This window comes from Kitasatospora sp. NPDC094016, from assembly GCF_040304045.1.
Taxonomy (GTDB): Bacteria; Actinomycetota; Actinomycetes; order Streptomycetales; family Streptomycetaceae; genus Kitasatospora.
In genome coordinates this window covers 69,882-93,322 of sequence record NZ_JBEOUK010000012.1, presented here as the reverse complement: position 1 = coordinate 93,322, position 23,441 = coordinate 69,882, and the positions used below count along the sequence as shown (strand labels likewise).

Here is a 23,441-nt window from a genome sequence, read left to right as displayed (position 1 = left end):
CTCGGAACACCACGTGCCCGATGTCCTGCGACGCGGGCGCGTGCCTGGGCGGGATCGCTCCAGGACTGGTCACTTGAGGATCTCCAGCATCCGGTTCCCGAGGACCGCGGCCGAGGCCGGGTTCTGTCCGGTCACCAGGTTGCGGTCCTCGACCATGTAGGGCTCCCAGACCGGACCGCGGCTGAAGTCGACCCCGACCTTCGCCTTCACGTCGGTCTCCAGCAGCCACGGCGCCCTGGAGGCCAGTCCCACGCCGTCCTCCTCCTCGTCGGTGAAGCAGGTGATGTGGTAGCCCTTGAACGGCGACTCGCCGTGGATCCTGGTGGCCAGCATCGCGGCGGGACCGTGGCAGACGATGAACAGCGGGTTGCCCGAGGCCAGTTGCCGGGTCAGCAGCCGCCCCACGTCGGCGTCCCACGCCAGGTCCGCCATCGGACCGTGACCGCCGGGCAGGTAGACCGCGTCGTAGTCCTCCAGGCGCACGTCCGACAGCTGCAGCGGTCGACGCAGCACCTCCGCGGAACGGATGATGGCCTCCAGCTCCAGGGCGCTGTCGTTTCCGCCGACCATCTCGGGACGCAGGCTCATCATGTCGACGGTCGGCGTCACACCGTTCGGCGTCGCGACGACGACCTCGTGACCGGCGTCCGTGAGGATCTTGTACGGGTTCGCGAACTCCTCGGCCCAGTAGCCGGTCGCGTGCCGCGTGCCGTCCTTCAACACCCAGTAGGTGGCTCCGCTGACGATGAAAAGCACCTTTGCCATGGCAGAAATCCCCTCTCGGACGCATGCCAGGAGTGGGTTCGGCGGGATGCCCCACGCAACCGACCCGCCCCACCGGTTTTTCGCCCCTCGCCCCACGCAACCACGCTAGGCAGCTGCGCCGACCGCGCGCAACCCGGCGCCCCGTCGGCGCTCTGCCACACGTATCGCGCCGTCGGTGGTGGCGCCCGCCGCCCCGGACACACCCGACCCCGGACACACCCGGCCCCGGACACATCCGGTCACATGTCCAGGACCACGTCGGCCGGGGGCGTCGAACAGCAGATGAGCGCGCTTCCCGTGGCGGGGGGCTCCAGGGGCTGCGGGGCGTACTCGACGTGGCCGGAGAGGAGCGCGGTCTCGCAGGTGTGGCAGATTCCGGTGCGGCAGGACCAGCGCACGGGCACGTCGCACGCCTCGGCGAGTCCGAGCAGCGTGCCGTAGTCAGGGTGCCAGGGGACGATCAGCCCGCTGCGCGCGAAGGCTACGGACGGTCCCGGGCGGCCGGCGGGAGGAGCGGCCGGCTGGTGCGGCGCCCGGGCGGGTCCGGTCACCACACCGGGGGTGACGGCGGACGTGGCCCCGAAGACCTCGGTGTGGATCCGGGAGGACGGCAGGCCGCAGGCCTGAAGGGCTCCGGTCATGTCCCGCATGAACGGGCTCGGCCCGCAGATGTAGGCGTCGGCGTCCGGAGGCGGCTCCAGGCCGCGGATCCGCTCGGGACTGAACCGCCCACTGACCGTGTAGTCGACACCTGGGCGGTCGACGTCGGACGGGCGGCTGTAGGAGACGAACGACCGGCCCGCGGGCAGCTGGGCGAGCAGTGCGCGCACTTCGCCGGCGAACGGGTGGTTCTCGCCGTCCCGGGCCGCGTGCAGCCACCACACCGCGCGCTGCGAGTGCTCCGCGGCCAGGGCGTGCAGCATGGCCAGGACCGGGGTGGCGCCGACACCGGCGGACAGCAGCAGGACCGGAGTGTCCGCGTCAGCGAGCAGGAACGTGCCGCGCGGCGCGGCGACATCGAGGACGTCACCCACCTTCACGTGCTGGCGCAGGTAGGTGCTGGCGACACCGTTCGGCTCCTGCTTGACACTGATGCGGTACGTTTCGGCGCCCGGTCGGCCGGAGAGCGAGTAGTTGCGGATGACCGGGGAGGCCTGTGGGTCCGGCCGCAGGCGGACCGTGAGGAACTGCCCCGGCAGAGCGGCGGGGAGGGGCTCGCCGTCGACCGCCGCCAGAGTGAGCGAGAAGATGCCCGCGCTCTCCGGCTCGATGCGGGAGACTTCGAGCCGACGGAACCCGGGCCAGGCAGGCGGCGGGCTGCTGGTGGTCAGCCCGCGGTTTCCACCCGCGGCGCCGGAGCCGCGGTCCGCGTCGTCGAGCAGCGCTCTCAGCGAGGTTTTCCAGCCGGGGCTCAACGCGGTGATGCGCAGGGCCCGTTCGAGCTGCGGCCGGGCGTGGCCGGGCAGGTAGAGCAGCGCGTCGATCTCCGCGACGGTCATCGCCTCGGGGCCCGAGGCGATCTTCACGATCTCGTCGCCGGCCCGCACCCGCCCTTCGGTCAGCACCCGCATGTAGAAGCCCGGGCGGCGATGGGACACCAGCAGGGCGGCCATCTGCGGCTCGCCGAGCCGCAACCCCACGCGGTAGCACGTCACGCGGGGTTGGGTGACCTCGAAGACCGCACCGCCGATCCCGTAGCGGTCACCGATGCACACCTCGTCGTCGGCGAGTCCGTCCACGGTGAGGTTCTCGCCGAACTGGCCGTACGTGAAGTCGTCCCGCTTCAGGTGCTCCTGCCAATGGCGGTAGGAGCTCAACTGGTACACCAGTACGGCACGTTGCTCGCCGCCGTGCCCGGCGAGGTCGCCCTGCCCGTCGCCGTCCAGGTTGAGCCGGCGCGCCATCACGGGCCCGGCGACGGGGTGCTTCCAGATGCCGGTGCGGGTGGTCCTGCCCTGCCAGGGAACGTCCTTGGGCATGCCGACGTTCACGGCGATGAGAACGGCCATGACCTGTGCTCCTCCCGCGCTCGACAGACCGGTTCCTCCAGCGTCGTACGGTCGGCCGCCGACCGCACCCGAAGAGCCCTGCGCGGCGCCGGGGCGCGGCGACGGCGACACCACCACCCACACCGCCACCGACCCCACCACGACCGAGCACGACGAGCACGACGAGCACGACATGCGCTGCGACCACCACGAGCACTGGTGGACCAACCCGCTTGCGGTGCCCGCTCTCGGAGGGCCCTGGGCGGGGCCGCCGGTCCGGTGCGGATGCGCGGTGGGCCATTGGTGTGCAGGGTGGATGGGTACGGTCCGGGCTGCCCGGCGGCGGCAGTCCGTCCAGCCGTGGATGCGCTCGGTGGGCGGGTGATCGCCCGGCCGCCGGTGAACTTCCCGGGAGCGCCGTCGACGACCGAAGGAGACGCCATGCCCACCTGGAAGGTCCTCCGCCGGGCTCTGGCCCCGACCGCCCTCGCCGCCGTGTTGGCCGCGCCGTTCACGATGCCGTCGCCGGCGCTCGCCACGGGGGCCTTCACCCCGCGGGTGGTGGCCGCTGCCGCGCCGGTGTCGTTCGTCGGCCTGCCCGACCGGCCGCTGCCGTCCGACCACGCGGCGCACCCGATCACTGTCACCTACCGCAACGACTCGTCGGCGGACCGGACCGTCGCCCCGCAGATCCTCGTCGAGTCACCGGACAACGGGCCCTTCCTCGCCCCGACGGACATCAAGCTGGAGGTCCTGAGCGGCGGCCACTGGAGGACCGTGCGGCTGGCCAGCCAGACCGGAACGCTGTACACCGACCTCACCCGGGCGAAACTGGTCCTCCACAGCCATCACACCCTCACCCAGCGGTACCGGCTCACCGTCGTCAAGGCCGGCCCGGGCACGGTCCAGCCCAGGATCGCGCTGTACGCCTGAAACCCTCGGGGCTTCGCCGGCCGCAGGGGCCGCATGGGCCGCGCCGAGGTGCCCGGCGACTCGCACACGGCCACGAACGACGCCGGGACGTCTTCGGAGCGGGGTGTGCCGACGGGGCGGGCGTCCCGGTGGCCGGCCGGGATCCCGTGACGGCTTCGCGCCCGGCCCGACTGCCGCCCTGCCGACCACGGGGCCGACAGCTGGGGCGACGTCCTGTGGTGCCGTTCCCGCGTCGCCGGGTGTGGTGCCGTTCCCGCGCCGTCCGGGTGTGGTGCCGTTCCCGCGCCGTCCGGGTGTGGTGGCGGTCTCACTGGCGGCCGATCGGCGGTGACCCGGCGTGGTGGCGGCGGGCCGGTCGGTGATGGCGGCGGGGCTGGGGCCGTGAGTGCGCTCACATGCGAATGCGGTGTACGACGACGGATAGTGGTGTCCGTTTTGCACTATTTTGCAACTATTTGGTGTGTTATTGGGGGGTGTTTGCGCAGGCAGAGCGGGATCGGCGCGCTCCGGGCGGCCCGCCTCTCGAACCAGTGCCGGTCGCTTCGCTACGACGGCGGATCGTAGCGAGGGGGTCTTGGCGAGCGCCGATCCGGTCTGGCAACTTGGCATTCATCGCCAGCCACACCGGCTCCTGTCCCACCGGTGAACGGCTTACCGCCGAGTCACACCCCGCGACCGTTCGGCCCCTGTCCGGCCACGGTCGAGGCGGGGAGTGACACCGGCTCAACTGATTGAGGTCTTTCTTTCTATGCCCGCTTTCAAGCTCCGCATGCGTACCTCTGCCGTGATTCTTGCCGGTGCCGCCGGTGTGACCGCCCTGGGTGCCGCCGTGGTCCCCGCCGTCGCCTCGGCCGCGGATGCCTCCCCGCAGGCCATCGCCGCTCAGATCGTGCCGGCGGACCAGCTGGCCTCGTTCAGCCAGATCATCTCCCACGAGTCGGGCTGGAACGTCACGGCGACCAACCCGAGCTCGGGCTCGTACGGTCTGGGCCAGGCGCTGCCGGCCTCCAAGATGGCCTCGGCCGGCGCGGACTGGAAGACCAACCCGTCCACCCAGATCAAGTGGTCGCTGGACTACATGAACACCCGCTACGGCAGCCCGAACGCCGCCTGGAACTTCTGGCAGGCCAACCACTGGTACTAAGCCGACCACTCGGCTTCCCCTCACCCCGGGGGCCGGACAGGGGCAACCGGAGTGACCCACGAGGGCCTGTTCCCGCGCATCCGCGCGGGAACAGGCCCTCGTGCCGTCTCCAGGCCGTTCGAAACATCCCGATCGGCAGCAGCGCACCCGCCCGGCGCGCGGCAGCGCATCGCCGGGCGTCGCGTCCGTCGGTGGCCTGACGTCCTGGTCGTGCCCGACCTGCGTCGGCGCCCACACACCCGGTGCCGCGAACCACCCGGCACGCTCGACCGACCCGCAGGGCCGTGACGGACCGCCCGAGCCGCGGGCAGGCGGAAGCCGGTTCGGATGTTCGGGTCAGCCGAGCTCGTTCTTGTGGACGACGCCGTCCTTGACGATCAGTCGCAGGTTGCGTTCGGGGTCGGCGAGGACGGACAGGTCGGTGGTCGGGTCGCCGTCGACGACCAGGAGGTCGGCCCATGCTCCCGGCGCGATGACGCCGAGCGGCGCGGCGCGATAGGGGTCTCGGCGGCCGGACAGGCGGAACAGCTCGGCGTTGCCGGAGGTGGCCGTCCGCAGGGCCTCGACCGGGCTGAGGTGGCTGCCGAGCCGGACGAGCATCTCGTTCTGCCGGTGGGCCTTACCGGGGTCGAGCACCAGGTCGGTGCCGAAGGCCAGCCGCACGCCGTGCTTCACCGCCCAGGCGATGGTGCGGGCGACGCCTTCGCAGACCTCGCGATTCCTGCGGTCGCTGTCCGGAGAGGCGTACTGGTGGTCGTCGACCTCGAACGGCTGGGTGCTCAGCCACACGCCCTGCTCCGCGAGGTAGCGGATGGTGCCCTCGTCGGCGAGGTGCCCGTGCTCGATGCAGCGCGCTCCGGCCCGCACCGCCCGGCGGACGCCTTCGGAGGTGTAGACGTGCACGGTCACGTAGGTGCCCCAGTCGGAGGCCGCGGCGACGGCGGCCTCCAGCTCGGCCGTGGTGAACTGCAGGACGTCCAGCGGGTCGAACTCGGAGATGACGCCGCCGCCGGCCATCAGCTTGATCTGGGTGGCTCCCTTCTTCAGCTGCTCGCGCACCGCGGCGAGCACCCGTTCCGGTCCGTCGGCCACCCGGGTGAACCCGATCTGTTCGGTGCGGGCCGGTGGCCCGCCCAGGGCGGTCGGGGCGTCGTGGACCGCCCCGAAGTCGCCGTGGCCCGCGGTCTGGGAGACGGCCGCCTGGCTCGGGTAGATCCGTGGGCCCGGGAACAGCCCGCGGTCCAGTACGCGCCGGAGAGGTTCGGTGTCTCCGGCCATGTCCCGCACGGTGGTGAAGCCGCGCATCAGCATGTCGCGGGCCGCGGCCAGGGCCTGGTAGTGGAGGGTGCCGGTCGGCGCGAGCTGGAGCTCCGCCATGGTGCCGCCGATCGCGAACAGGTGGACGTGCGCGTCGGTGAGGCCGGGGAGGAGGGTGCGGCCTCCGCCGTCCAGCACCGTCGCGCCTGCGGGGAGGCCGGGCGGGAGGGGGCGGCCCAGCACCACCTCCGCGATCCGGTCCCGTTGGACCAGGACGTGCCCCGGCACCGACTCCGCCCCGATCCCGTCGAAGACGCGCACGTTCGTCACCAGCAGCCCGGCACCCGAGTCGTCGACACCCATGCCGCCATCCTCGGCCGGTCACGGGACCGGGACCAGCGGGACAGGCCGATCCGCCGGGGCGACGCTCCCACCAGTTCACCGAACAGCGTCCGTGGGGAACTCGACCCGGACCCGCAGTCCGCCCGCGCCGCCGGGGACGGCGGTGACGACGGCGTGATGGGCACGCGCGATGGAGGCGACGATGGACAGGCCCAGGCCCGCGCCCTCACCCGGGCTGTGCCGACGCTCCCGAAGGCGCCGGAAGGGCTCGAAGAGATAGGGGACGGTCTCCGGCGGCACCTGGGGGCCGGTGTTGGCGATCTCCAGGACACCGTCGCGCACGCCGACCTCGACCCGGCCGCCGTCGTGGTTGTAGCGCAGGGCGTTGCCGACCAGGTTGCGCACCAGGTGTGCCAGCAGCACCGGATCACCCTCGACGGACACGGGGGCGGTGTCGGTCCGGACGGTGACGCGGTTCTCCCGGGCTTCCTGCGAGGCGGCGCACTCGGCGGCCACCGCGCGGGCCAGCTGGTCCAGTGCGACCGGTTCGCGCCGGTCCAGCCTCTGGTCGGAGACGGACAGCAGCAGCAGGCCCTCGATGAGCCGTTCGCTGCTCTCGGAGACCTCGATCAGTTTGCGGCGGACCCGGGCGACGGCCGCCGGGTCCTCGGTGGCCAGCCCGATCTCGGCCGCGGCCCGTTGCACCGCGAGCGGGGTCCGCAGCTCGTGCGCGGCGTTGGCCGCGAACCGCTGCTGCGCACCCACCAGTTGTTCCATGCGGTCGAGCATGGCGTCGAAGGTGTCGGCGAGCTGTTTGAGCTCGCCCGGGGGTGCGTCGAGGGCGATCCGCTCGTGCAGGTTCTCACCCGAGAGCCGCCGCGCCGTGTTGGTGATCACCGCCACCGGGCGCAGCACCCGCCCCGACATCCACCAGGCGAGCGCCACCGAGATGACGGCGAAGGCGGCCAGAGCGATCAGGGAGACGGTCAGCAGCTGGTTCTGGGCTGCCTGCTCGGCGGCCTGGGTGACGACCTTGACGGCCTGGAAGTGGGACTGTCCGCCGTCGGCGGAGGTGGTTCCGGGTAGAGCGTTCGCGGGTGCGGCGGTTCCCACCGTGAGGGTTTTCGCCGCGGCGGGGTCCGGGGTCGCCAGTGTGGCCAGTCGCGGTTCGACGGCGACGGCCGTGCTGATCGAGGTGTACAGGCCCTCCCGGACCAGGAAGTTGACCAGGAACATGAGCATGGCCCCGGCGAGGACGAGCAGCCCGCCGTAGAGCATGGTCAGCCGGCCCCGTTCCCCGCCCGGCAGACGCGGGCGTGGTCGGCCGGGCAGGGGAAGGCGGTTCAGGCCGGCTGCGGCGAAGCGCCTCATGTCGGGACGCCGATGCGGTAGCCGTGGCCGGGCACGGTGTCGATGACCGAGGGCTCGCCGAGCTTGGCGCGGAGCTTGCTGAGGACGACCCGCACCGCGTTGGTGCGGTATCCCATGTTCTGCTCCCACACCTGCTCGATCAGGTCCTCGCCGCAGACGACGGCGCCCTCGGCCTGCATCAGCACCTCCAGTACGCCGAACTCCTTGCGGGACAGGGCGAGGTAGCGGCCCTCCCGGAAGGCCTGGCGGCGGGCGGTGTCGAGGGTGATGCCCGCACGTTCGATGACCGGCGGGAGGGCGGGGTGGGTGCGGCGGCCGAGCGCCAGGACCCGGGCCAGCAGTTCCTCGTAGGCGAACGGCTTGGTGAGGTAGTCGTCCGCGCCCAGGTCCAGGCCGTCGACGCGGTCGCGGACGGTACCGGAGGCGGTGAGCATCAGCACCCGGGTCAGCAGCCGCTGCTCGACGACGCTCTGGCACACCTCGTCGCCGTGCGCCCCGGGCAGATCGCGGTCGAGCACGAGCACGGCGTAGTCGGTGAGCCTCAGCCGCTCCAGCGCGTCGGCGCCGTTGTACACGACGTCGACGGCCAGGGCGTCGCGCCGCAATCCCTCGGCGATCATGTCCGCCAGGAATTCCTCGTCCTCCACGATCAGTACACGCATGACACCAGGTGTACCCGAAACCCACCTTTCGTCGCCGTAAAGGTCTCGGCTGACAGCGGCGAAATGCGGGTGCGTGCCAGCCTCTGCGTGGTCGAAGCGGTCGAAGTGCTCGGCCACTCGTCATCGGACACGGAGGAATTCCATGCGGAACCACATGCGGAACCACAGGTACGGCGCGGCGGCCGCGCTGGTGGCGGGGATCGCGCTGTTCGCCACGGCCTGTGGCGCGGGCGGCACGGGCTCCGGCGGGGGCGGCGGCTCGGACTCGTCGGGCAAGGGCGCGGCGGCGGACCAGGCCTACGAGCACCGTAAGTGCCTGCGCGAACACGGCGCCCAGGTGAAGGAGCCCGAGCCGGGCCAGGACCCGCGGGCCATGGTCCTGGAGGGCGGCCAGGACAAGATGGCGGAAGCCCTCAAGGCCTGCGGGGGAGCCGGTGGCTCGGGCGGCGCGAAGATGTCCCAGGCCGACAAGGACAAGGCCCTCGAATTCGCCCGGTGCATGCGCGGTAACGGTGTGGACATGCCGGATCCGAAGTTCGACGGCGACTCGGCGATGTCGGGATCGGCGATGAAGGTCCCGGAGGGCGCCGAGAAGGACAGGTTCGACCAGGCGAACAAGGCGTGCAGTGGTCAGAATGCGCAGTGAGCGCGGGCGCAGCCGCCGTACGTACCTGATCGCCGTGCTGGCCACCTCGGTCACGCTGGCGGGCGGGGTCACGGCCCTCTCGCAGGCCGGAGGCAGCGGCAACGCCGGCGTGGCACGCACGGACGGGCTGCCGCCGAGCACGGGCTCGGTGGAACGGCAGGACCTGAGCAGCCGGACCCGGGTGGACGGGGTCCTCGGCTACGCGGAGGAGCGCCGGATCAACGCCGGTGTACCGGGCACCCTCACCTGGCTCCCGGAGGCCGGCGCGGTGGTGAAACGCGACGGGGTCCTCTACGAGGTCGACGGCCGGAAGGTCCGGCTCATGTACGGCGAGCGCCCGATGTACCGGACGCTGAAGGCCGGAGACGAGGGTCCGGACGTCAGACAGCTGAAGGAGAACCTCCGCGACCTGGGCTACGGCAAGGGGCTGGCCGCGGACGAGAAGTTCACCGCCGGTACGGCGGACGCGGTCAAGCGCTGGCAGAAGGCCCACGGCCTGGCCCAGAGCGGCGAGATCGGCCCCGAGCAGATCGCCTTCTCGCCCGCTGCGGTGCGGATCAAGAAGAACGACGCGGCCGTCGGCGACCAGGCCGCTCCCGGCAAGCCGGTCCTCACCGCCACCGGCTCCGAACGGCAGGTTCAGATCAAGATCGAGGTCTCCCAGGCCGACCTCGCCAAGCCCGGCACCCGGGTCGAGGTCGACCTGCCCGGCGGCGGCAGGGCCAAGGGCAAGGTCGCCTCCGTCGACCGCACCATCGGTGAGGACGGCAAGGAGCAGGGCTCCCCGGACAAGCCCGCCAAGATCACCGCCCGGGTGGTCTTCGACGACCCGGGGCAGGCGGACGGCTTCGACCAGGCGCCCGTCACCGTCGAGCTCGAAGGAGAGGTCCACAAGGACGTGCTGACCGTACCGGTCAACGCACTGCTCGCGCTGTCCGGCGGCGGCTTCGGCATCCAGATCGTGGAGAACGGGAAGGTGCGCGAAGTCCCGGTCGAGCTCGGCATGTTCGGACAGGGCCGGGTCGAGGTCGGCGGGAGCGGCCTGTCCGAGGGAATGAAGGTCGGGGTGCCCAAGTCATGAGCGCGGTGGTCGAGCTGAACCAGGTCACCAAGGAGTACCCGGGAGGGGTCACGGCGCTGCACGGGGTGGACCTGCGCGTCGAACGCGGCGAACTGCTCGCCATCGTCGGCCCCTCGGGGTCGGGCAAGTCCACCCTGCTGCACATCGTCGGCACCCTGGACCGGCCCAGCGCCGGATCCGTCACCCTGGCGGGCCACGACGTCGCCGCCCTCTCCGACCGTCGGCTCTCCGCCCTGCGCGCCCGGCACATCGGCTTCGTCTTCCAGTCCTTCCACCTGGTGGCCGGGGTCAGCGCCCGGGACAACGTCGCCGAGGGCCTGCTCTACTCGGGCCTGCCGCGCGCCCAGCGCCGCAGGCGCGCGGCCCTGGCCCTGGAGCGGGTCGGGCTCGCGGACCGCATGCACCACCGGCCGCACGAGCTGTCGGGCGGCCAGCGCCAGCGGGTGGCCATCGCCCGGGCGGTGGTCGGCGAGCCGGACCTGCTGCTGGCCGACGAACCGACCGGTGCACTGGACTCCGCGTCGAGCGAAGCGGTGATGGAGCTGCTGTACGACCTCAACGCCGAGGGTGCCACCATCGCGGTGATCACCCACGACGGCGAGATCGCCGACAGCCTGCCACGCCAGGTCCGCATCCGCGACGGCCGCGTCGTGGCGGATCTGCGCACCGGCGCCGGCGCCCCGGCCGATCGGGGTGGGGAGCGATGAGCCGCACACGGCTGGCCCCGGCCCGGCTCGGCCCCCGGGACGTCCTCCACGTCGGCTCGGCCGGCCTGCGCACCCGGCCGCTGCGGGTGGTGCTGTCCGCGCTGGGCATCGCCATCGGCATCGCCACCATGATCGCGGTGGTCGGCATCTCCTCCTCCAGCAAGGCGCAACTCCTGAGGCAGCTCGACCAGCTGGGCACCAACCTGCTGGTGGCATCCCCCGGGCAGGGGCTGTTCGGCGAGAAGGTGAAGCTGCCCGAGGAGTCGACCGGCATGCTGAGCCGCGTCCCCGGGGTCGAGCAGGTCGGCGCGACCGGGGACCTGGCGCAGTCCGTCAGACGCAGTGAGAAGATCCCCAAGGAGGAAACCGGCGGCATCACCGCGAAGGCCGCCACCGAAGGACTGCTGGACGTCGTGCGCGGCGCGGTCGGCTCGGGCACCTGGCTCAACGAGGCCAACGGGCGCTACCCGTCGACGGTGCTCGGACACGTCGCGGCCCAGCGCCTGGGCATCACCGCCCCCGGCCAGCAGGTCTACATCGGCGGCCAGTACTTCACCGTCATCGGCATCCTCGACCCGCTGCCGCTGGCTCCCGAGATCGAACGGGCCGCCCTGGTCGGCTGGGACGGCGCCGGCGCGCTGCTGGGCTTCGACGGCCACCCGACCCAGATCTACGAACGGTCGACGGACCAGACGGTCGGCGCGGTCCGCGCACTGATCCCCCGCACCGTCGACCCGCAGAACCCGCACAACGTGCAGGTCACCGACCCCTCCTCGGCACTCCAGGCCAAGGCCGCCACCGAGGGGGCGTTCACCGACCTCCTGCTCGGACTGGGCGGGGTGGCACTCCTGGTCGGCGGCGTCGGGGTCGCCAACACGATGATCATCTCAGTGCTGGAGAGACGCCACGAGATCGGACTGCGCCGCTCCCTGGGCGCCACCAGGGGCCAGATCCGCCTCCAGTTCGTGACGGAGTCCCTCCTGCTCTCCGGACTGGGCGGGCTGGCCGGCGTGGCCCTGGGCGCGGCCGCCACCTACGCCTTCGCCGCCTCGGGCGGCCTGCCCTGGGTGGTCCCCTTGTGGGCCGTCACCGGAGGCTTCGCCGCCACCCTGCTCATCGGCACGGTCGCAGGCCTCTACCCGGCCGTCCGGGCCTCCCGGCTCTCCCCGACCCTCGCCCTCCACGCGGGCTAGGCGCCGGCACGGCGTGGGGCGCTCTCTGGAGCGCCCCACCCGCCAGGCCGCAGCGGGCGCGAACGGGGTGGAAGACATCTCACGTGGCTGACGAGTCAAGCTGCGGCCACCAGTTCGGAGGAGGCGAAAGCACCGGCATGGCAACAGGACGCCTTCACCCGGCTCGCGGACCAGTTCGGGCTCGCCGACCACGTCCACCTCATCCTGTGGCCATCCTGATCAGCGGAGCCGGTGCGGAAACGGCTTTCGCGCGGGCGCCGTGGCCGGATGTCACGAAGCCCGGAGCCGAAAAGCCCGTACCGTTCGTCCCTTGGATAGAGCAGCATGGCCCCTGTGTCCGATACCTCAGTACTCACTCGCGCCGAGGCCGTCGAGCGCCACCGGCTGCTCGACGTCCACACCGTCCACGTCGACCTCGACCTGACCCACGGACAGGAGCTGTTCGGCTCCACCACGGTGATCCGCTTCGGCTGTGCCGCCCCGGGCGCCGGGACGTTCCTGGACGTCAAGCCGGCCGCCCTGCACTGGGTGGTGCTGAACGGCCGCGAACTGGACGTCGCCGCCCTGCGGGCCGGGCGCTTCCCGCTGACCGGCCTGGCGGCCGACAACGAGCTCACCGTCGAGGCCGACATGGCCTATTCGCACACCGGCGAGGGCATGCACCGCTTCACGGACCCCGCCGACGGCGAGGACTACGTCTACACCCAGTCCTTCCTCGACGACGGCCCGCGGGTGTTCGCGTCCTTCGACCAGCCCGACCTCAAGGCGCGGTACACGGTGTCCGTCACCGCGCCGCAGCAGTGGACCGTGGTCGGCAACAGCCTGGGCCGCCAGGTCTCGCCCGGCCGCTGGGAGTTCGCGCCCACCCCGGCGATCAGCAGCTACCTGGTCTCCGTGGTGGCCGGCCCGCTGCACTCGGTGCATGCCGAGCACGACGGGATCCCGCTCGGCCTGCACTGCCGCCGCTCGCTCGCCGCCCACCTGGACGCCGACGTCGACGAGCTGCTGGAGATCACCCGGCAGGGCTTCGACCACTACCACCGGGTCTTCCGGCACCGGTACCCCTTCGACAGCTACGACCAGTGCTTCGTACCGGAGTTCAACGCCGGCGCGATGGAGAACCCGGGCTGCGTCACCCTGCGTGACGAGTTCGTCTTCCGGTCCGCCGTGCCCGACACCAAGCGCGAGGAACGCGCCATGGTGGTCATCCACGAGATGGCGCACATGTGGTTCGGCGACCTGGTCACCATGAAGTGGTGGGACGACCTGTGGCTGAACGAGTCCTTCGCCGAGTACATGGCCTACAGCGTCACCGCCTCCTCCACCCGCTTCACCAGCGCCTGGACCGGCTTCGCCGCCGACCGCAAGACCTGGGGCTACGACGCCGACCAGCGCCCCTCCACCCACCCGGTGGCGCCCGGCACGGTGGACGACACCGCCCAGGCGCTGCAGAACTTCGACGGCATCTCCTACGCCAAGGGCGCCGCCGCACTGCGCCAGCTGGTCGCCTGGCTCGGCGAGGAGGCCTTCCTGGCCGGCGTCAACGACTACTTCGACGAGCACGCCTTCGGCAACGCCACCCTCGACGACCTGCTCCGGGCCCTGGCGGCGACGAGCGGCCGCGACGTCCACGGCTGGGCCGACCGCTGGCTGCGCACCACCGGCGTGGACACCCTGCGGCTGACCGACGGCCGGATCGAGCAGACCTCGGCCGACGGCACGCTGCGCCCGCACCGACTGACCGTGGCCCACTACCGGCGCACCGCCGAGGGAGCCCTGGAGCAGGCCGGCCGCGTGCCGGTCGACCTGGCGGCCGATGCCACGGTCACGCGGCCGGCCGGTGCCGAGCTGACCCTGCTCAACGACACCGACCTCACCTTCGCCAAGATCCGCCTCGACCCCGGATCCTGGCAGGCCGTGCGCTCCTCGCTCGGTGCCGTACCCGAGGAGTTGGCCCGCGCGGTGCTCTGGAGCGCCGGCCGCGACCAGGTGCGCGACGGGGAGTTGGCGCCCGGCGAGTACCTGCGGCTGGTCGCCGACCACCTGCCCGGCGAGACCTCGGTGCACCTGGTGGACGCGGTGCTCGCCTTCGCCCGCGAGTTCGTGGTGGACTGCGCGGTGCCGCCGTCCGGGCGCCCGGAGGCACTGGCCGGACTGGCGCAGGTCTGCCGCACCCTGCTGCGGCGCACCGAGGGCGAGCCGGGCCGCACCGGTCTGCGCCTGGTGGCCGTGCGCGGCGTGATCGCCACCGCCGACGGCGAGGAGCAGGCCGCCGAGCTGCGCGACTGGCTGGCGGCCGGCACGGTACCCGGCGGTCCGGTGCTCGACCCGGACCTGCGCTGGCAGTTGCTGCTGCGGCTGTGCGTGCTCGGCGCGGCGGGTGAGCCGGAGATCGCCGCCGAACTCGCCGCGGACCCCAGCAGCACCAGCCAGGAGGGCGCCGCCCGCTGCCGCGCCGCGCTGCCCGCCCCCGCGGCCAAGGAGACCGCCTGGCAGGCGCTGTTCCACGGCGAGCTCTCCAACTACCTGGCCATCGCCACCGCCCGGGGCCTGTGGCAGCCCGAGCAGGCCGAGCTGCTGGAGGAGCTGACCGCGCGCTACTTCAAGGAGCTGGGGCCGGCCGCCGGCCGCCGCGGCCCCGCACTGGCCCGGGTGCTCGCCACGGCGGGCTTCCCGGCCTTCGCCGCCACCGAGCAGACGGTGCGGGCGGCCGAGGCCTGCCTGGCCGACCCGGACCTCACCGCGGCGACCCGGCGCGGACTGGTGGACCAGCTGGACACACTGCGCCGCGCCGTCCGGGCGCGGGCGCTGACCGAGCGGTAGCAGCGGGGCGACGGCCGCCGTCGGAGTCGGAGTCGGAGCTGGAGCCGGCGCCGGCGCCGGGTCGGGAACCGAACCCGATCCGGCGCCGGCTCCGGCCCCTCCCGGCCACCGGAGGCCTCAGCAGCTCTCCTCGATGTAGAGGAGGGTCAGGAGGCCGTCCGCGGAGGCGAACTCGTAGGGGTGGTAGCTCGGCGCTTCGTCCCCGTGCAGCCTGTCCTTGATCTCGTGCCAGGCCGCGAGCCGGTCGGCCGGCGGGACGTGGCGGAAGTGTCCGCCGGCGCCCTCTCCCACGATCAGCTCGTCCGCCTGGGTCGCCAGACGCCTGGCCAGGTTGCGGTGGAGCGGACCGCGGACCTTCCGCCACAGCCGGCCGTCGTCGTCGGTGAACTCCGCACGGCCGGCCGGGGACGGGATGCCCTCGCCGTACCAGTACTCGACCGGCGGCAGAGCGGCCGTGATCTCGGCCAGGGGCGCGGCACGGTGGCGTTTCTTGGGCATGGCCCAACTCTCCCAAGTCTTCGAGATCCGGACAACGCGCTGAGTGAGAGGCCCCGGGCAGGCCGGCGGGACCCCAGCAGGAAGCCGTACGCCAGCGCGCCGATCAGTGCCCGTCCCGACAGGTGGATGTCCACCATCGAGCTCGGGTTCCCGGCCCCGACCTCGATGCGCCGGTGGGCGGGGACGAACGCGTCGATGTCGTATCGGTCCGACGATCTTACTGGCGGCGACCTTCATCGGCCGAGGGCGGACGGTCAACGGTCATGGAGACGGCCGGGTCGGCGGTCGCAGACGGTGCCGACCCGGCCGAGGTGCGGGCGGTCGGCCGTCACGCGCTGTCGAAGACCCCGTAGGCGTCCTTCGCGCTCACTTTGCCCTTCTGGACCAGCAACGCGGCCAGTTTGACGGCGAGTTGCTCCACCGCGAACGGGCTCTGCTCCAGGAGCTGCCAGTCTCCCGTCACCGCGTAGCCGTCGTGCGCCTCGGCCCAGCCCAGGTCCAGCTTGACGTCCCCGAAGCGCGTCAGCGGGGGCGGGTCCTGGCTGGCGAAATCGCCGGTGCAGACCGCCATCATGCGGTAGCCGTCCCCGGGGAAGGCGCAGACGACGTCGGCCTTCCGGGCCGCGTCGAGCAGGGACTTCGCCGTCTGGTCGCTCACCGCCGCCCGGGTCAGACCCTCGGCGATGCCGAACAGCGAGGCGGAGGCCGGCGCCTCGCCGATGAACGCCCACCCGGAGGTCTGCGGCCGGCCCGTGCGATAGGCATCGGTGCGCCGCTCCATCGAGATCTGCTCGCGCACCGCCGCGAAGGGCACGCTCGCACCGTCGAGCGTGCAGCTTCCGCCGGGCGGAGCGCCCAGGCACGCGGCGGTGTACGGCCCGGAGCCGGCGCTGTCGGCGGCGGTCTCGTCCTGGCCGATACTGCTGAAGACGGCCTGGAAGTCGGGCGTCAGGGTGGGGTCCTGGACCCGGAGCTGGTTCGCGAGCAGCGTGAACAGTGACAGCGCCCTGGCGAGGTCCGGCGGAACGAGGCCGACTGTCACGGTGTCGGACCACGCACCGGTGTGCGGGGTCCGGACCCGGACCCTGGCCTGGTAGGCGTCGCGGTAGGACTGGGCGAAGAAATCCTTCTGCTCGTACCCGTCGCTGTCGTCACTCTGCTCGGGCTCCCCGTTCTTGAGCAGCTGGACCTCGTACGTCTGGGCGTCCTCCACGCGGTCCCAGGACAGGCGGACCACAGCGGGAATGACGGTGAACCTCACGGTGGGCGGCGGCACGGGCTGGGGCGGCACCGGCACGGCCGCCGTGGGTTCGGCCGCGATGCCGTCGACGAGGACGGCCACGGTCACCGTCCAGGGAGTGTGCGGGGCGAGCCCGTCCGTGCCGGCCACCGTGCTGGTGACCGGCCCCTGGGTGTCGGTGACGGTCAGGTGGCCCGCCTGGTCGGTGACGGTGACGCGGTAGCCGGCGGCGCCGCCGGCGGCCTGCCAGGCGACCTCCAGCCGTCCGTCGGCGTTCCAGGTCGGCGTCACGCCGGTCACCGGGTCGGCGGCGGCGATGCGCAGCGGCGGGCTGGACGGCCCCGAGGACGGGTCGATCACGACCGTGACCAGGAACCGCAGGACGACGCCGGCGGCCGGCGGCTGCACGGCGAAAGTCGTCGTGGTGGCCGCCGGCCGCTGCCCTTGGGGGCGGAGCGTGTCGCTGCTGGTGTTTCCGCTGTGCTCGTCCGTCATGTCGACCTGGTATCCGGCGTCCGCCAGGGGCGACGTGGCCCAGGTGACGCTGGCCCGCCCGTCGGCGTACCGGGCCTCGATGAGCGTCACGGCTCCGGGGTACCTGGTGGTGGCCTCCGCCCACGCGCTGGTGTCGCCGTCCCGCGTGCGCCGTACCCGCAGCGTGCACTCCTGGCCGTCGGGGAGCGGCTGGGCGGGGGTGAAGGTGTACGCCAGGTCGTCGACGGTGAGCGGTCCGACCAGGTGGTCGTCACCGGCGCTGAGGGCCAGCTCGTAGGAGTTCTTGCCGCCCTGCGGGTCTTCGGCGCCCTGCCAGGAGGCGTCGAGCGGCGCCCCGGAGAACTCCAGCTTCGGGGACCCGGGGGCCGGGAGGGCCCGGAAGGTCCGAGTGACGGGCTGGGACCACGGCCCGGTGTCGCGGCCCACCCGGGCGCGCACCCGGATGCCGTACTCGGTGCCGTCCGCCAGGTGGCCGCCGCCGGACGGGACGAGCGTGACGGGCGGCGCCGCGACGGCGTCGGCGGTGGCGACCGGCTGGTCCGGGGTGGCCGTCGCGAGGAGGCGGATGTCGTAGCTGACGGCGCCCGCGGCGGTGTCGGAGGCGAGCGGCTCCCAGCGGACGACGATCCGGTCGGCGTCGACGGTCCAGGGCGGCACGGTCGGCGGCTGGATCGCCGGCACGGTGAAGTCCTGTCCGGCCCAGGCGCTGTCGCCGCCGTCCGTGTGGACGCGGACCTGGACCCGGTAGCGCGTGCCGGGCGCGAAGGTCCCGCGCTGGGGGCTGAGAGCCGCCTCCCGGGCCGATCCGTCGGTGTCGCAGGAGGCGACGACGGTGGAGTCCTTGAGCACCTGGGCCTGGTAGCGGGTGGCTCCCTCGCCGCCGTTCCACCGCACGTGGATGCGGTCGTCCTCGTACCAGACCTCCTGGATGACGGGCGTCGGCTTGTCGATGATGTCGCGGGTACCCGGCTTGCCCGGGTCCGCGGGGATCGTACCGGCCCGTTCGACCCGGACGGTGGCGGCGTACCGGCCCGGGACGGGGGTGGCCACCGGCTGGACGGCGGTGTACGGCGCCGCCTTCACGGTCTGTTCCTGGCCGAGTTGCTTGCCGGCGGGGTCGGTGAAGCGCACGTGGTAGCTGTCCGGTGCCGTGCCGGTCCACTGCGCCCGGAGCTGCGCCTCGGTGTCCTCCCACGTCAGGTCCGGTACGGGGGAGACCGGTTTCTCGATGGTCAGCTGCGCCCAGTCGCTGGTCCTGCCGCCGCGCCGGGAGCGGACCCGGTAGCTGTACGTGCCGGGGGCGAGCGTGGCGGCATCGACGGCCACACTCTTGGTGATGACGTTGTCCACCGTGTCCGAGGCGAGCTTCTGGCCCGAGGGGCGGACGACCTCGAACTCGTAGCCGGTCGCGTAGGGGGCGGTGTCCCAGCAGGCGGTGAGCTGTCCTTTGGCGTAGGTGAGCGAGGTCATCGTGGGCCGTCCGGGGGTGGGGTCCGGACCGCCGTGGCTGCCGTCGTTGCCGTTGCCCTGCTTCTTCTTGTGGTCGTTCGAGTCCTGGCGTGACGTGGTGATCGCCGCCACGGCCGCCGCCACGGCCCCGGCGCCGCCGTAGCCGCCGGGTGCGCTCCCCGCCGCACCGGCCCCGGCCTCGCCCGCGGCGGGTGCGTCACTGTTCGCCAGGCCCCGGCAGACCAGGCCCGCCAGGTAGGCGGCGGCCCGCTTCCCGAAGACGAAGGCCGCGATCAAGGCGATCTTGTCGGTGTCCTGGAGCAGCTTCTTCACGTAGTCCCGGGCGCCGTCGGCCAGGCCCTTGCCCAGCACGGCGGGCAGGTCCGGCCACGTGGTGCCGGCCGGCACGTCGACGGTCAGCGCGGGCAGGTCCTGCGAGAAGAAGGGCTTTTCGGCGTCCTTGAGGGTCAGGGAGAAGGCGGGCGTCAGCGCGAAGCGCAGCGTCCCGGCGTCGGACAGCGACACCTTGGGGTGGAGCGAGAGGTTCTCGGTGTACGCGTTCTGGACGGCGATGTCGGCGAGCGTGCCGCAGCCCGAGCCGCTGCCGGAGGAGTCCGCGATCTGCTGGATCTGCTTGAGCAGGTCGATGACCTTCCCCGGCCAGTCGAACCCCGGCCAGTCGATGGTGAGTTCGGGCTTACGGGGGGAGGGGTGGGTGGTGTAGGTGAAGCCGCAGTCCAGGGTGCCGAAGGGGGGCAGTTCCTTGGCGGCCTTCAGGGTGCCGGTGAAGCACCGCCCGCCGTCCGCTCGCGCAGCGGCCGAGACCTCGACCGTGGTGAAGGCGGCCTGGAGGAAGTTGACGCCGGTGCTGAGGGCGAACTTCTTCGTCCCGCCGTCCCGGGTGAGGCTCAGCTCGGGGCCGCCGGTGTAGCGGCCGTTCTCCGTGGTGGTGCCGGCGAGCTCCACGACGGCGAGGTCGACGGGCTTCTCCAGTGCGAGGGTGCCGGTGATCCCGGTGGTCCGGCCGTTCTCGCGGCGGAAGGAGAGCAGCCCGCGGACGTCGACCTGGACGTCGAGGGTGAGCCGGATCCGGGCGTCGAGGTGGAACTGGTCGAGGTACGGGGTGGTCGCGCCGCCGAACTTCTCCAGGGTCTTGCCCGGGTCCTTCTTCGCGTCGTAGTAGTAGACCGTCGAGTCCTTGCGGACCGTCAGCTCGACGAAGTCCGAGGGCCAGGTGCTCGCGTCGCCGGTGACGCACTGTGCGAGGAAGGACCCGATGGCCACGTCGGCGTCCAGCGTCGCGAGCAGCAGCGCCGGGTGCCCGTCGACCAGGGCCAGCGCGGCGGTGGCCGCCAGCCGCTGGTCCGGTTTCCCGCTCCCCGGCGCCGGTCCGATCTTCGCCGAGCCCTTCACCGTGAACTGCGAGTGTCTCGGCTGCGCCGCCTGCCCGTCCTTGGCCGGGACGGCCCAGGTGCAGTCCACCGACAGCTCCAGCCCGGACACGACGAGGCCGGGCAGGCCGAACGGCTGGTCCAGCTCCTGGGCGGACGGTGTCGCCTTCGAGGTGAGTTTCAGCGTGTCGGCGTACAGCGTCAGGTCGAAGGCGTACTCGGTCTCGAAGAGCTTCAGCCGGGCCGGCCCGGCCAGGGTGAAGGCGCGGTGCTTGTTGGGCTGGAAGGTGAGCCGGACGCCGGAGGCGCCCGTGGCCTTGCCGAGGGTCAGGGTGTCCAGGACGGTGATGCACGGCAGGTCCGCGGTGAACGACGTCTGCGTCGGCGCCTTCCGGTCGACCACGGCGGTGACCGTGACGGCGGGCGCCTTTCCTCCGTCACCGGTGACGTCCACCAGGTGGGTGAGGACGGGGGAGGAGCCGAGGGCGGTCCGGGCGGCCAGGTACACGCCCTTGGCGAGTGGCAGGGCGGTGTCGGGGAGGTCCTTCAGCGGGGGAGCGGCCTCCGAGTCCAGCTTCTGCAGCAGGGAGTTGGTGGTCTCTGCGAGGCCCTTCAGGTCCCCGCTTCCCAGATCGCAGACCACCAGCCGGACGTCGTCGCACCGGAGCACGTCGTCGAGCCCGGACAGGGCCGGGCTCAGCGCGCTGAGGCGGAAGTCCTGACCGAGGCGGGCCGCCGCGGCGTAGACCCAGGCGCTGTCCTGCGCCGACCGCCGGGCGCAGTACAGCAGGGCGTCGGCGGTCAGGGCCGGGCCGAACGACGCCCGTCCGTACAGGAGGAACAGGGGGCGGCTCGGGTCGAGGTACAGCGAGGCTGCCGCGCTGAGCTCCAGCTTGTTCATCCCGCTCGGGACGACCTGTGCCCAGGTGTTGTCCTGGGCGGGCTTCGTCACCGCGTCCGCGGTCGTGTCCAGGGCCAGCGGCTGCTTCGGGCCGTACTGCGCGGTGCCGGTGAACTCCCAGGTGCCGGTGGCCTCCTCCGGCTTGTGCGCCGTCATCAGGACGGTCAGGCCGCCCAGGGTGATACTCCCCCGGACCGTGCCGGTGATCCCGTCGGCCTTCACCGGGTACGGCATGCTCAGCTCGGCCCACACGTCGTTCAGGGACAGCGATCCGGGCACGATCGTCCACGGTTCGGGGGTGCCGACGGTGAGGCCGATCCGGTCGGCGGCGCCGTTTTCGCCGCCGAAGCGGACGGACACGTCCGCCACGTCGATCCCCTTGGACAGCGGCAGCTCGGCGGGCAGCGCGGACTTGGCCGCGTCCGGGGAGAGCCAGGAGTCGAGCTTCTCGAAGCCGGGCACGTGGACGGGCACGGCCTGCGCGGCGTGCAGCACCCACTGGTGTTGCTCGTCCCGCTCCACACGGACGTCGACCGACCGGCCCGCCAGGGTGAGCACGCCGGACAACTCGCCGGTGGCGCTGCTGGTGCCGTCGTCGCGGCGCAGGTCGACCGCCCCGGTGAGGTCCTGGACGGTGACCGCCTTGTCGATGACGGTCCACTCCTTCTGCTGGGCGAACAGCAATCCGAGCCGTCGGACGGCCGGCGGCGACGGTGCGACCGCCACGAGGAGGTCGAGGACCTCCAGACCGCCGACCGAGCCGACACCGGGTGGCAGCGCGGCCTGGGAGCCGGTGAGGAGGCCGAAGACGTCCTGGGCCGACGGGAGCGTGACCTGCGTGCCCGGTTGCAGCCGGAGCGTCCAGAGCGTGTCCTTGCCGACGGGGACCGCCATCGTCACCGCCAGCGTCGGCTGCTGCGTCGCGCCGAGGCCGAGCGCGCCGGACAGCAGGCCCATGGCCCGCCAGGTGCCCGCGGTCTTCTCCAGCCGGACGTCGGCGGTCCAGCCGGACAGGGTCAGCACCTTGTCGATCAGGGGCCACGGCGTGGTCTGGGCGAGGGTGAAGGAGACCGCGCACAGGGTCCGGTCGGCCGGGTCCAGGTCCAGGCCCGCGCGGGACAGGGTGAGCGGCTGCTCGGTGTCGTACAGGGAGCCCGGCAACAGCGCGGTGACCGAGCTCGTGGCCAGGCCGGAAAGCCCGGCCAGCGTGTCCAGCGACGGCAGCTGCTGGGCGGGGTCCGTCGGTTCGACATGCCAGCATCCCCAGGGGCCGGCCGAGGCGCGCATGGCGAGATCGGCCGATCCCAGGCGCACGGTGCCGAGCACCGACACCGTCCAGCTCGTGACGACGGTGGCATCGACGGTCGTGCGGGTGGCGTCGGCTTCCAGGGCCACCCGGGAGAAGGCGATGCCGTCGGCTGCCTGCCAGGCCGCGTCGGACCCGTATCCGATGCGCACGCCGCTCGCCGTGGGGCCCTTGCCGTCCGGGGCGAACGTGAGGGTGCAGGCGTCGATCCGGGACCCGGTCAGGGCGAGGAGTTTCGCGGGGACGCGGGGCTCGATCTGCTTGCCGCAGCCGGTCACCGCGAGCGCCTCCTCGACGGTGGCGGGCCAGCTCGACGCGGTGAGCGTCAGGGTCCGGGTGCTGGGGGTGCCCTGCGGCGGGGCGAGGCTCGCACGGCGTCGGCCGCCCTCGAAGTCCACCGTTCCCACGACCGCAGCGTCCGCTTCGCAGGTGCCCGCCTTTGTCGACGGCTGACACGTCAGGGTGAGGCGGCCGTCCTGCAAGGACAGGTCGCCCTGCCCGGGGCGAGGCACCGTGAAGGCACCGCAGGACTTGTCGGCCGGCCAGGTGAACGACGGGACCTGCTCGGCGACCGACAGCGGGCCGCCGACCCGGACCTCCGTGCTGCCGGCCGGCGGGGACTTCCGTGCCACGGGCACCAGATCGGGGCCGACGGTGACGCCCGCCTGGAAGTGCAGGCCGGCCTTGAGCGCGAAGAACACGCCGTCGGACGCCGGTTGGTCGTGGTCGGTGAGGACGAAGAGCGGATCGTACAGCGGCAGGGTCTCGTACAGGGTGCCGTGCAGGGCGGGATAGGTGTGGCTCAGCGTCCAGCGCTCGCCGGGGACGGTCCGCCAGTCCACCCGCAGCTTGCCGCCGGAGACGGTGAACGTCACCGTGGTGGCGCCGCTCTCACTCTCCAGGACGGCGGAGCGGCCCTTGAGGGTGAGCGTGCCCGCCTTGGTGTCGAGCACCGGGTCGGCGTCCGAGCCGACCACCGGGCTGTCGCCCAGGTGCTGGTCGAGGAACCGCGACACCACGTCCGGGCTGCCCGGCACCCCGGCCGGCAGGGTGGCGCTGTTCAGCGGGTACTGCCGGTCGGTGGTGCCGCCGCCCTCCTGGACCAGGCGGTCCCGCAGGGCCGTCAGGATCTCGGTGTCCGTCGTCCCGGACGGCTGCTGGTCCTGGTCGCTCACGGCGGAAGTCCTCTCGGTTGTGCGCGCTGATCGGTCAGGGGGAGGGACGGGGGAGGGAGAAGGGCCGGGGATGT

14 protein-coding genes are annotated in these 23,441 nt (G+C 72.6%); 7 read left to right on the top strand and 7 right to left on the bottom strand.

Features of this window, described 5'->3' with window-relative positions:
- Nucleotides 1-69 precede the first annotated feature (69 nt).
- Nucleotides 70-765: a type 1 glutamine amidotransferase domain-containing protein gene (locus tag ABT015_RS14345; protein WP_350879264.1), complete on the bottom strand. Its 696-nt coding sequence runs from the start codon at nt 763-765 to the stop codon at nt 70-72.
- A gap of 239 nt (nt 766-1,004) precedes the next feature.
- On the bottom strand, nt 1,005-2,774 hold the full coding sequence (locus tag ABT015_RS14340; RefSeq protein ID WP_350879263.1) for an MOSC domain-containing protein: 1,770 nt from the start codon (nt 2,772-2,774) through the stop codon (nt 1,005-1,007).
- 420 nt (nt 2,775-3,194) lie between these two features.
- Here ABT015_RS14340 and ABT015_RS14335 point away from each other — a divergent pair, with 420 nt between their 5' ends.
- Together ABT015_RS14335 and ABT015_RS14330 are read left to right on the top strand one after the other, a co-directional pair.
- On the top strand, nt 3,195-3,686 hold the full coding sequence (locus ABT015_RS14335; RefSeq protein WP_350879262.1) for a signal peptide protein: 492 nt from the start codon (nt 3,195-3,197) through the stop codon (nt 3,684-3,686).
- 769 nt (nt 3,687-4,455) lie between these two features.
- A complete protein-coding gene (locus ABT015_RS14330; RefSeq protein ID WP_350879261.1) occupies nt 4,456-4,830 on the top strand; it encodes an aggregation-promoting factor C-terminal-like domain-containing protein in 375 nt (124 codons plus the stop codon).
- Nucleotides 4,831-5,166: 336 nt separating this feature from the next.
- Here the strand turns inward: ABT015_RS14330 and ABT015_RS14325 are convergent, their stop codons facing one another.
- The 3 genes from ABT015_RS14325 to ABT015_RS14315 all read right to left on the bottom strand — a co-directional run bounded on the left by ABT015_RS14325 (nt 5,167) and on the right by ABT015_RS14315 (nt 8,462).
- Nucleotides 5,167-6,450, bottom strand: coding sequence for a metal-dependent hydrolase family protein (locus tag ABT015_RS14325; protein WP_350879260.1), 1,284 nt, complete (start codon nt 6,448-6,450; stop codon nt 5,167-5,169).
- A gap of 75 nt (nt 6,451-6,525) precedes the next feature.
- Entirely contained in the window at nt 6,526-7,800 is a 1,275-nt protein-coding gene (locus ABT015_RS14320; RefSeq protein WP_502897312.1) for a sensor histidine kinase, read from the bottom strand.
- Nucleotides 7,797-8,462 carry a response regulator transcription factor gene (locus ABT015_RS14315; RefSeq protein WP_350879259.1) on the bottom strand — a complete coding sequence of 222 codons (666 nt, stop codon included), beginning with the start codon at nt 8,460-8,462 and terminating at the stop codon, nt 7,797-7,799. The genes ABT015_RS14320 and ABT015_RS14315 overlap by 4 nt, the downstream gene beginning before the upstream one ends.
- Before the next feature lie 154 nt (nt 8,463-8,616).
- Between ABT015_RS14315 and ABT015_RS14310 the strand changes: the two genes are divergently transcribed.
- The 5 genes from ABT015_RS14310 (at nt 8,617) to pepN (ending at nt 14,912) form a co-directional block, all read left to right on the top strand.
- On the top strand, nt 8,617-9,108 hold the full coding sequence (locus ABT015_RS14310; protein WP_350879258.1) for a hypothetical protein: 492 nt from the start codon (nt 8,617-8,619) through the stop codon (nt 9,106-9,108).
- On the top strand, nt 9,098-10,189 hold the full coding sequence (locus ABT015_RS14305; protein WP_350879256.1) for an efflux RND transporter periplasmic adaptor subunit: 1,092 nt from the start codon (nt 9,098-9,100) through the stop codon (nt 10,187-10,189). The genes ABT015_RS14310 and ABT015_RS14305 overlap by 11 nt, the downstream gene beginning before the upstream one ends.
- Nucleotides 10,186-10,896, top strand: a complete 711-nt coding sequence (locus tag ABT015_RS14300; protein ID WP_350879255.1) for an ABC transporter ATP-binding protein — start codon at nt 10,186-10,188, stop codon at nt 10,894-10,896. The genes ABT015_RS14305 and ABT015_RS14300 overlap by 4 nt, the downstream gene beginning before the upstream one ends.
- A complete protein-coding gene (locus tag ABT015_RS14295) occupies nt 10,893-12,089 on the top strand; it encodes an ABC transporter permease (RefSeq protein ID WP_350879254.1) in 1,197 nt (398 codons plus the stop codon). Before ABT015_RS14300 ends, ABT015_RS14295 begins: the two co-directional genes overlap by 4 nt.
- 333 nt (nt 12,090-12,422) lie before the next feature.
- A complete protein-coding gene (pepN, locus tag ABT015_RS14290; RefSeq protein ID WP_350879253.1) occupies nt 12,423-14,912 on the top strand; it encodes an aminopeptidase N in 2,490 nt (829 codons plus the stop codon).
- Between the two features lie 117 nt (nt 14,913-15,029).
- On the opposite strand, the gene ABT015_RS14285 is transcribed toward pepN, so the two are convergent.
- Both ABT015_RS14285 and ABT015_RS14280 read right to left on the bottom strand, forming a co-directional pair.
- The gene (locus ABT015_RS14285) at nt 15,030-15,410 is read right to left on the bottom strand and encodes a hypothetical protein (protein ID WP_350879252.1); all 381 of its coding nucleotides are present in this window, start codon (nt 15,408-15,410) and stop codon (nt 15,030-15,032) included.
- 328 nt (nt 15,411-15,738) lie between these two features.
- Nucleotides 15,739-23,367 (bottom strand): fibronectin type III domain-containing protein, encoded by a 7,629-nt coding sequence (locus tag ABT015_RS14280; protein ID WP_350879251.1) that lies wholly within the window; start codon nt 23,365-23,367, stop codon nt 15,739-15,741.
- Nucleotides 23,368-23,441: the final 74 nt, after the last annotated feature.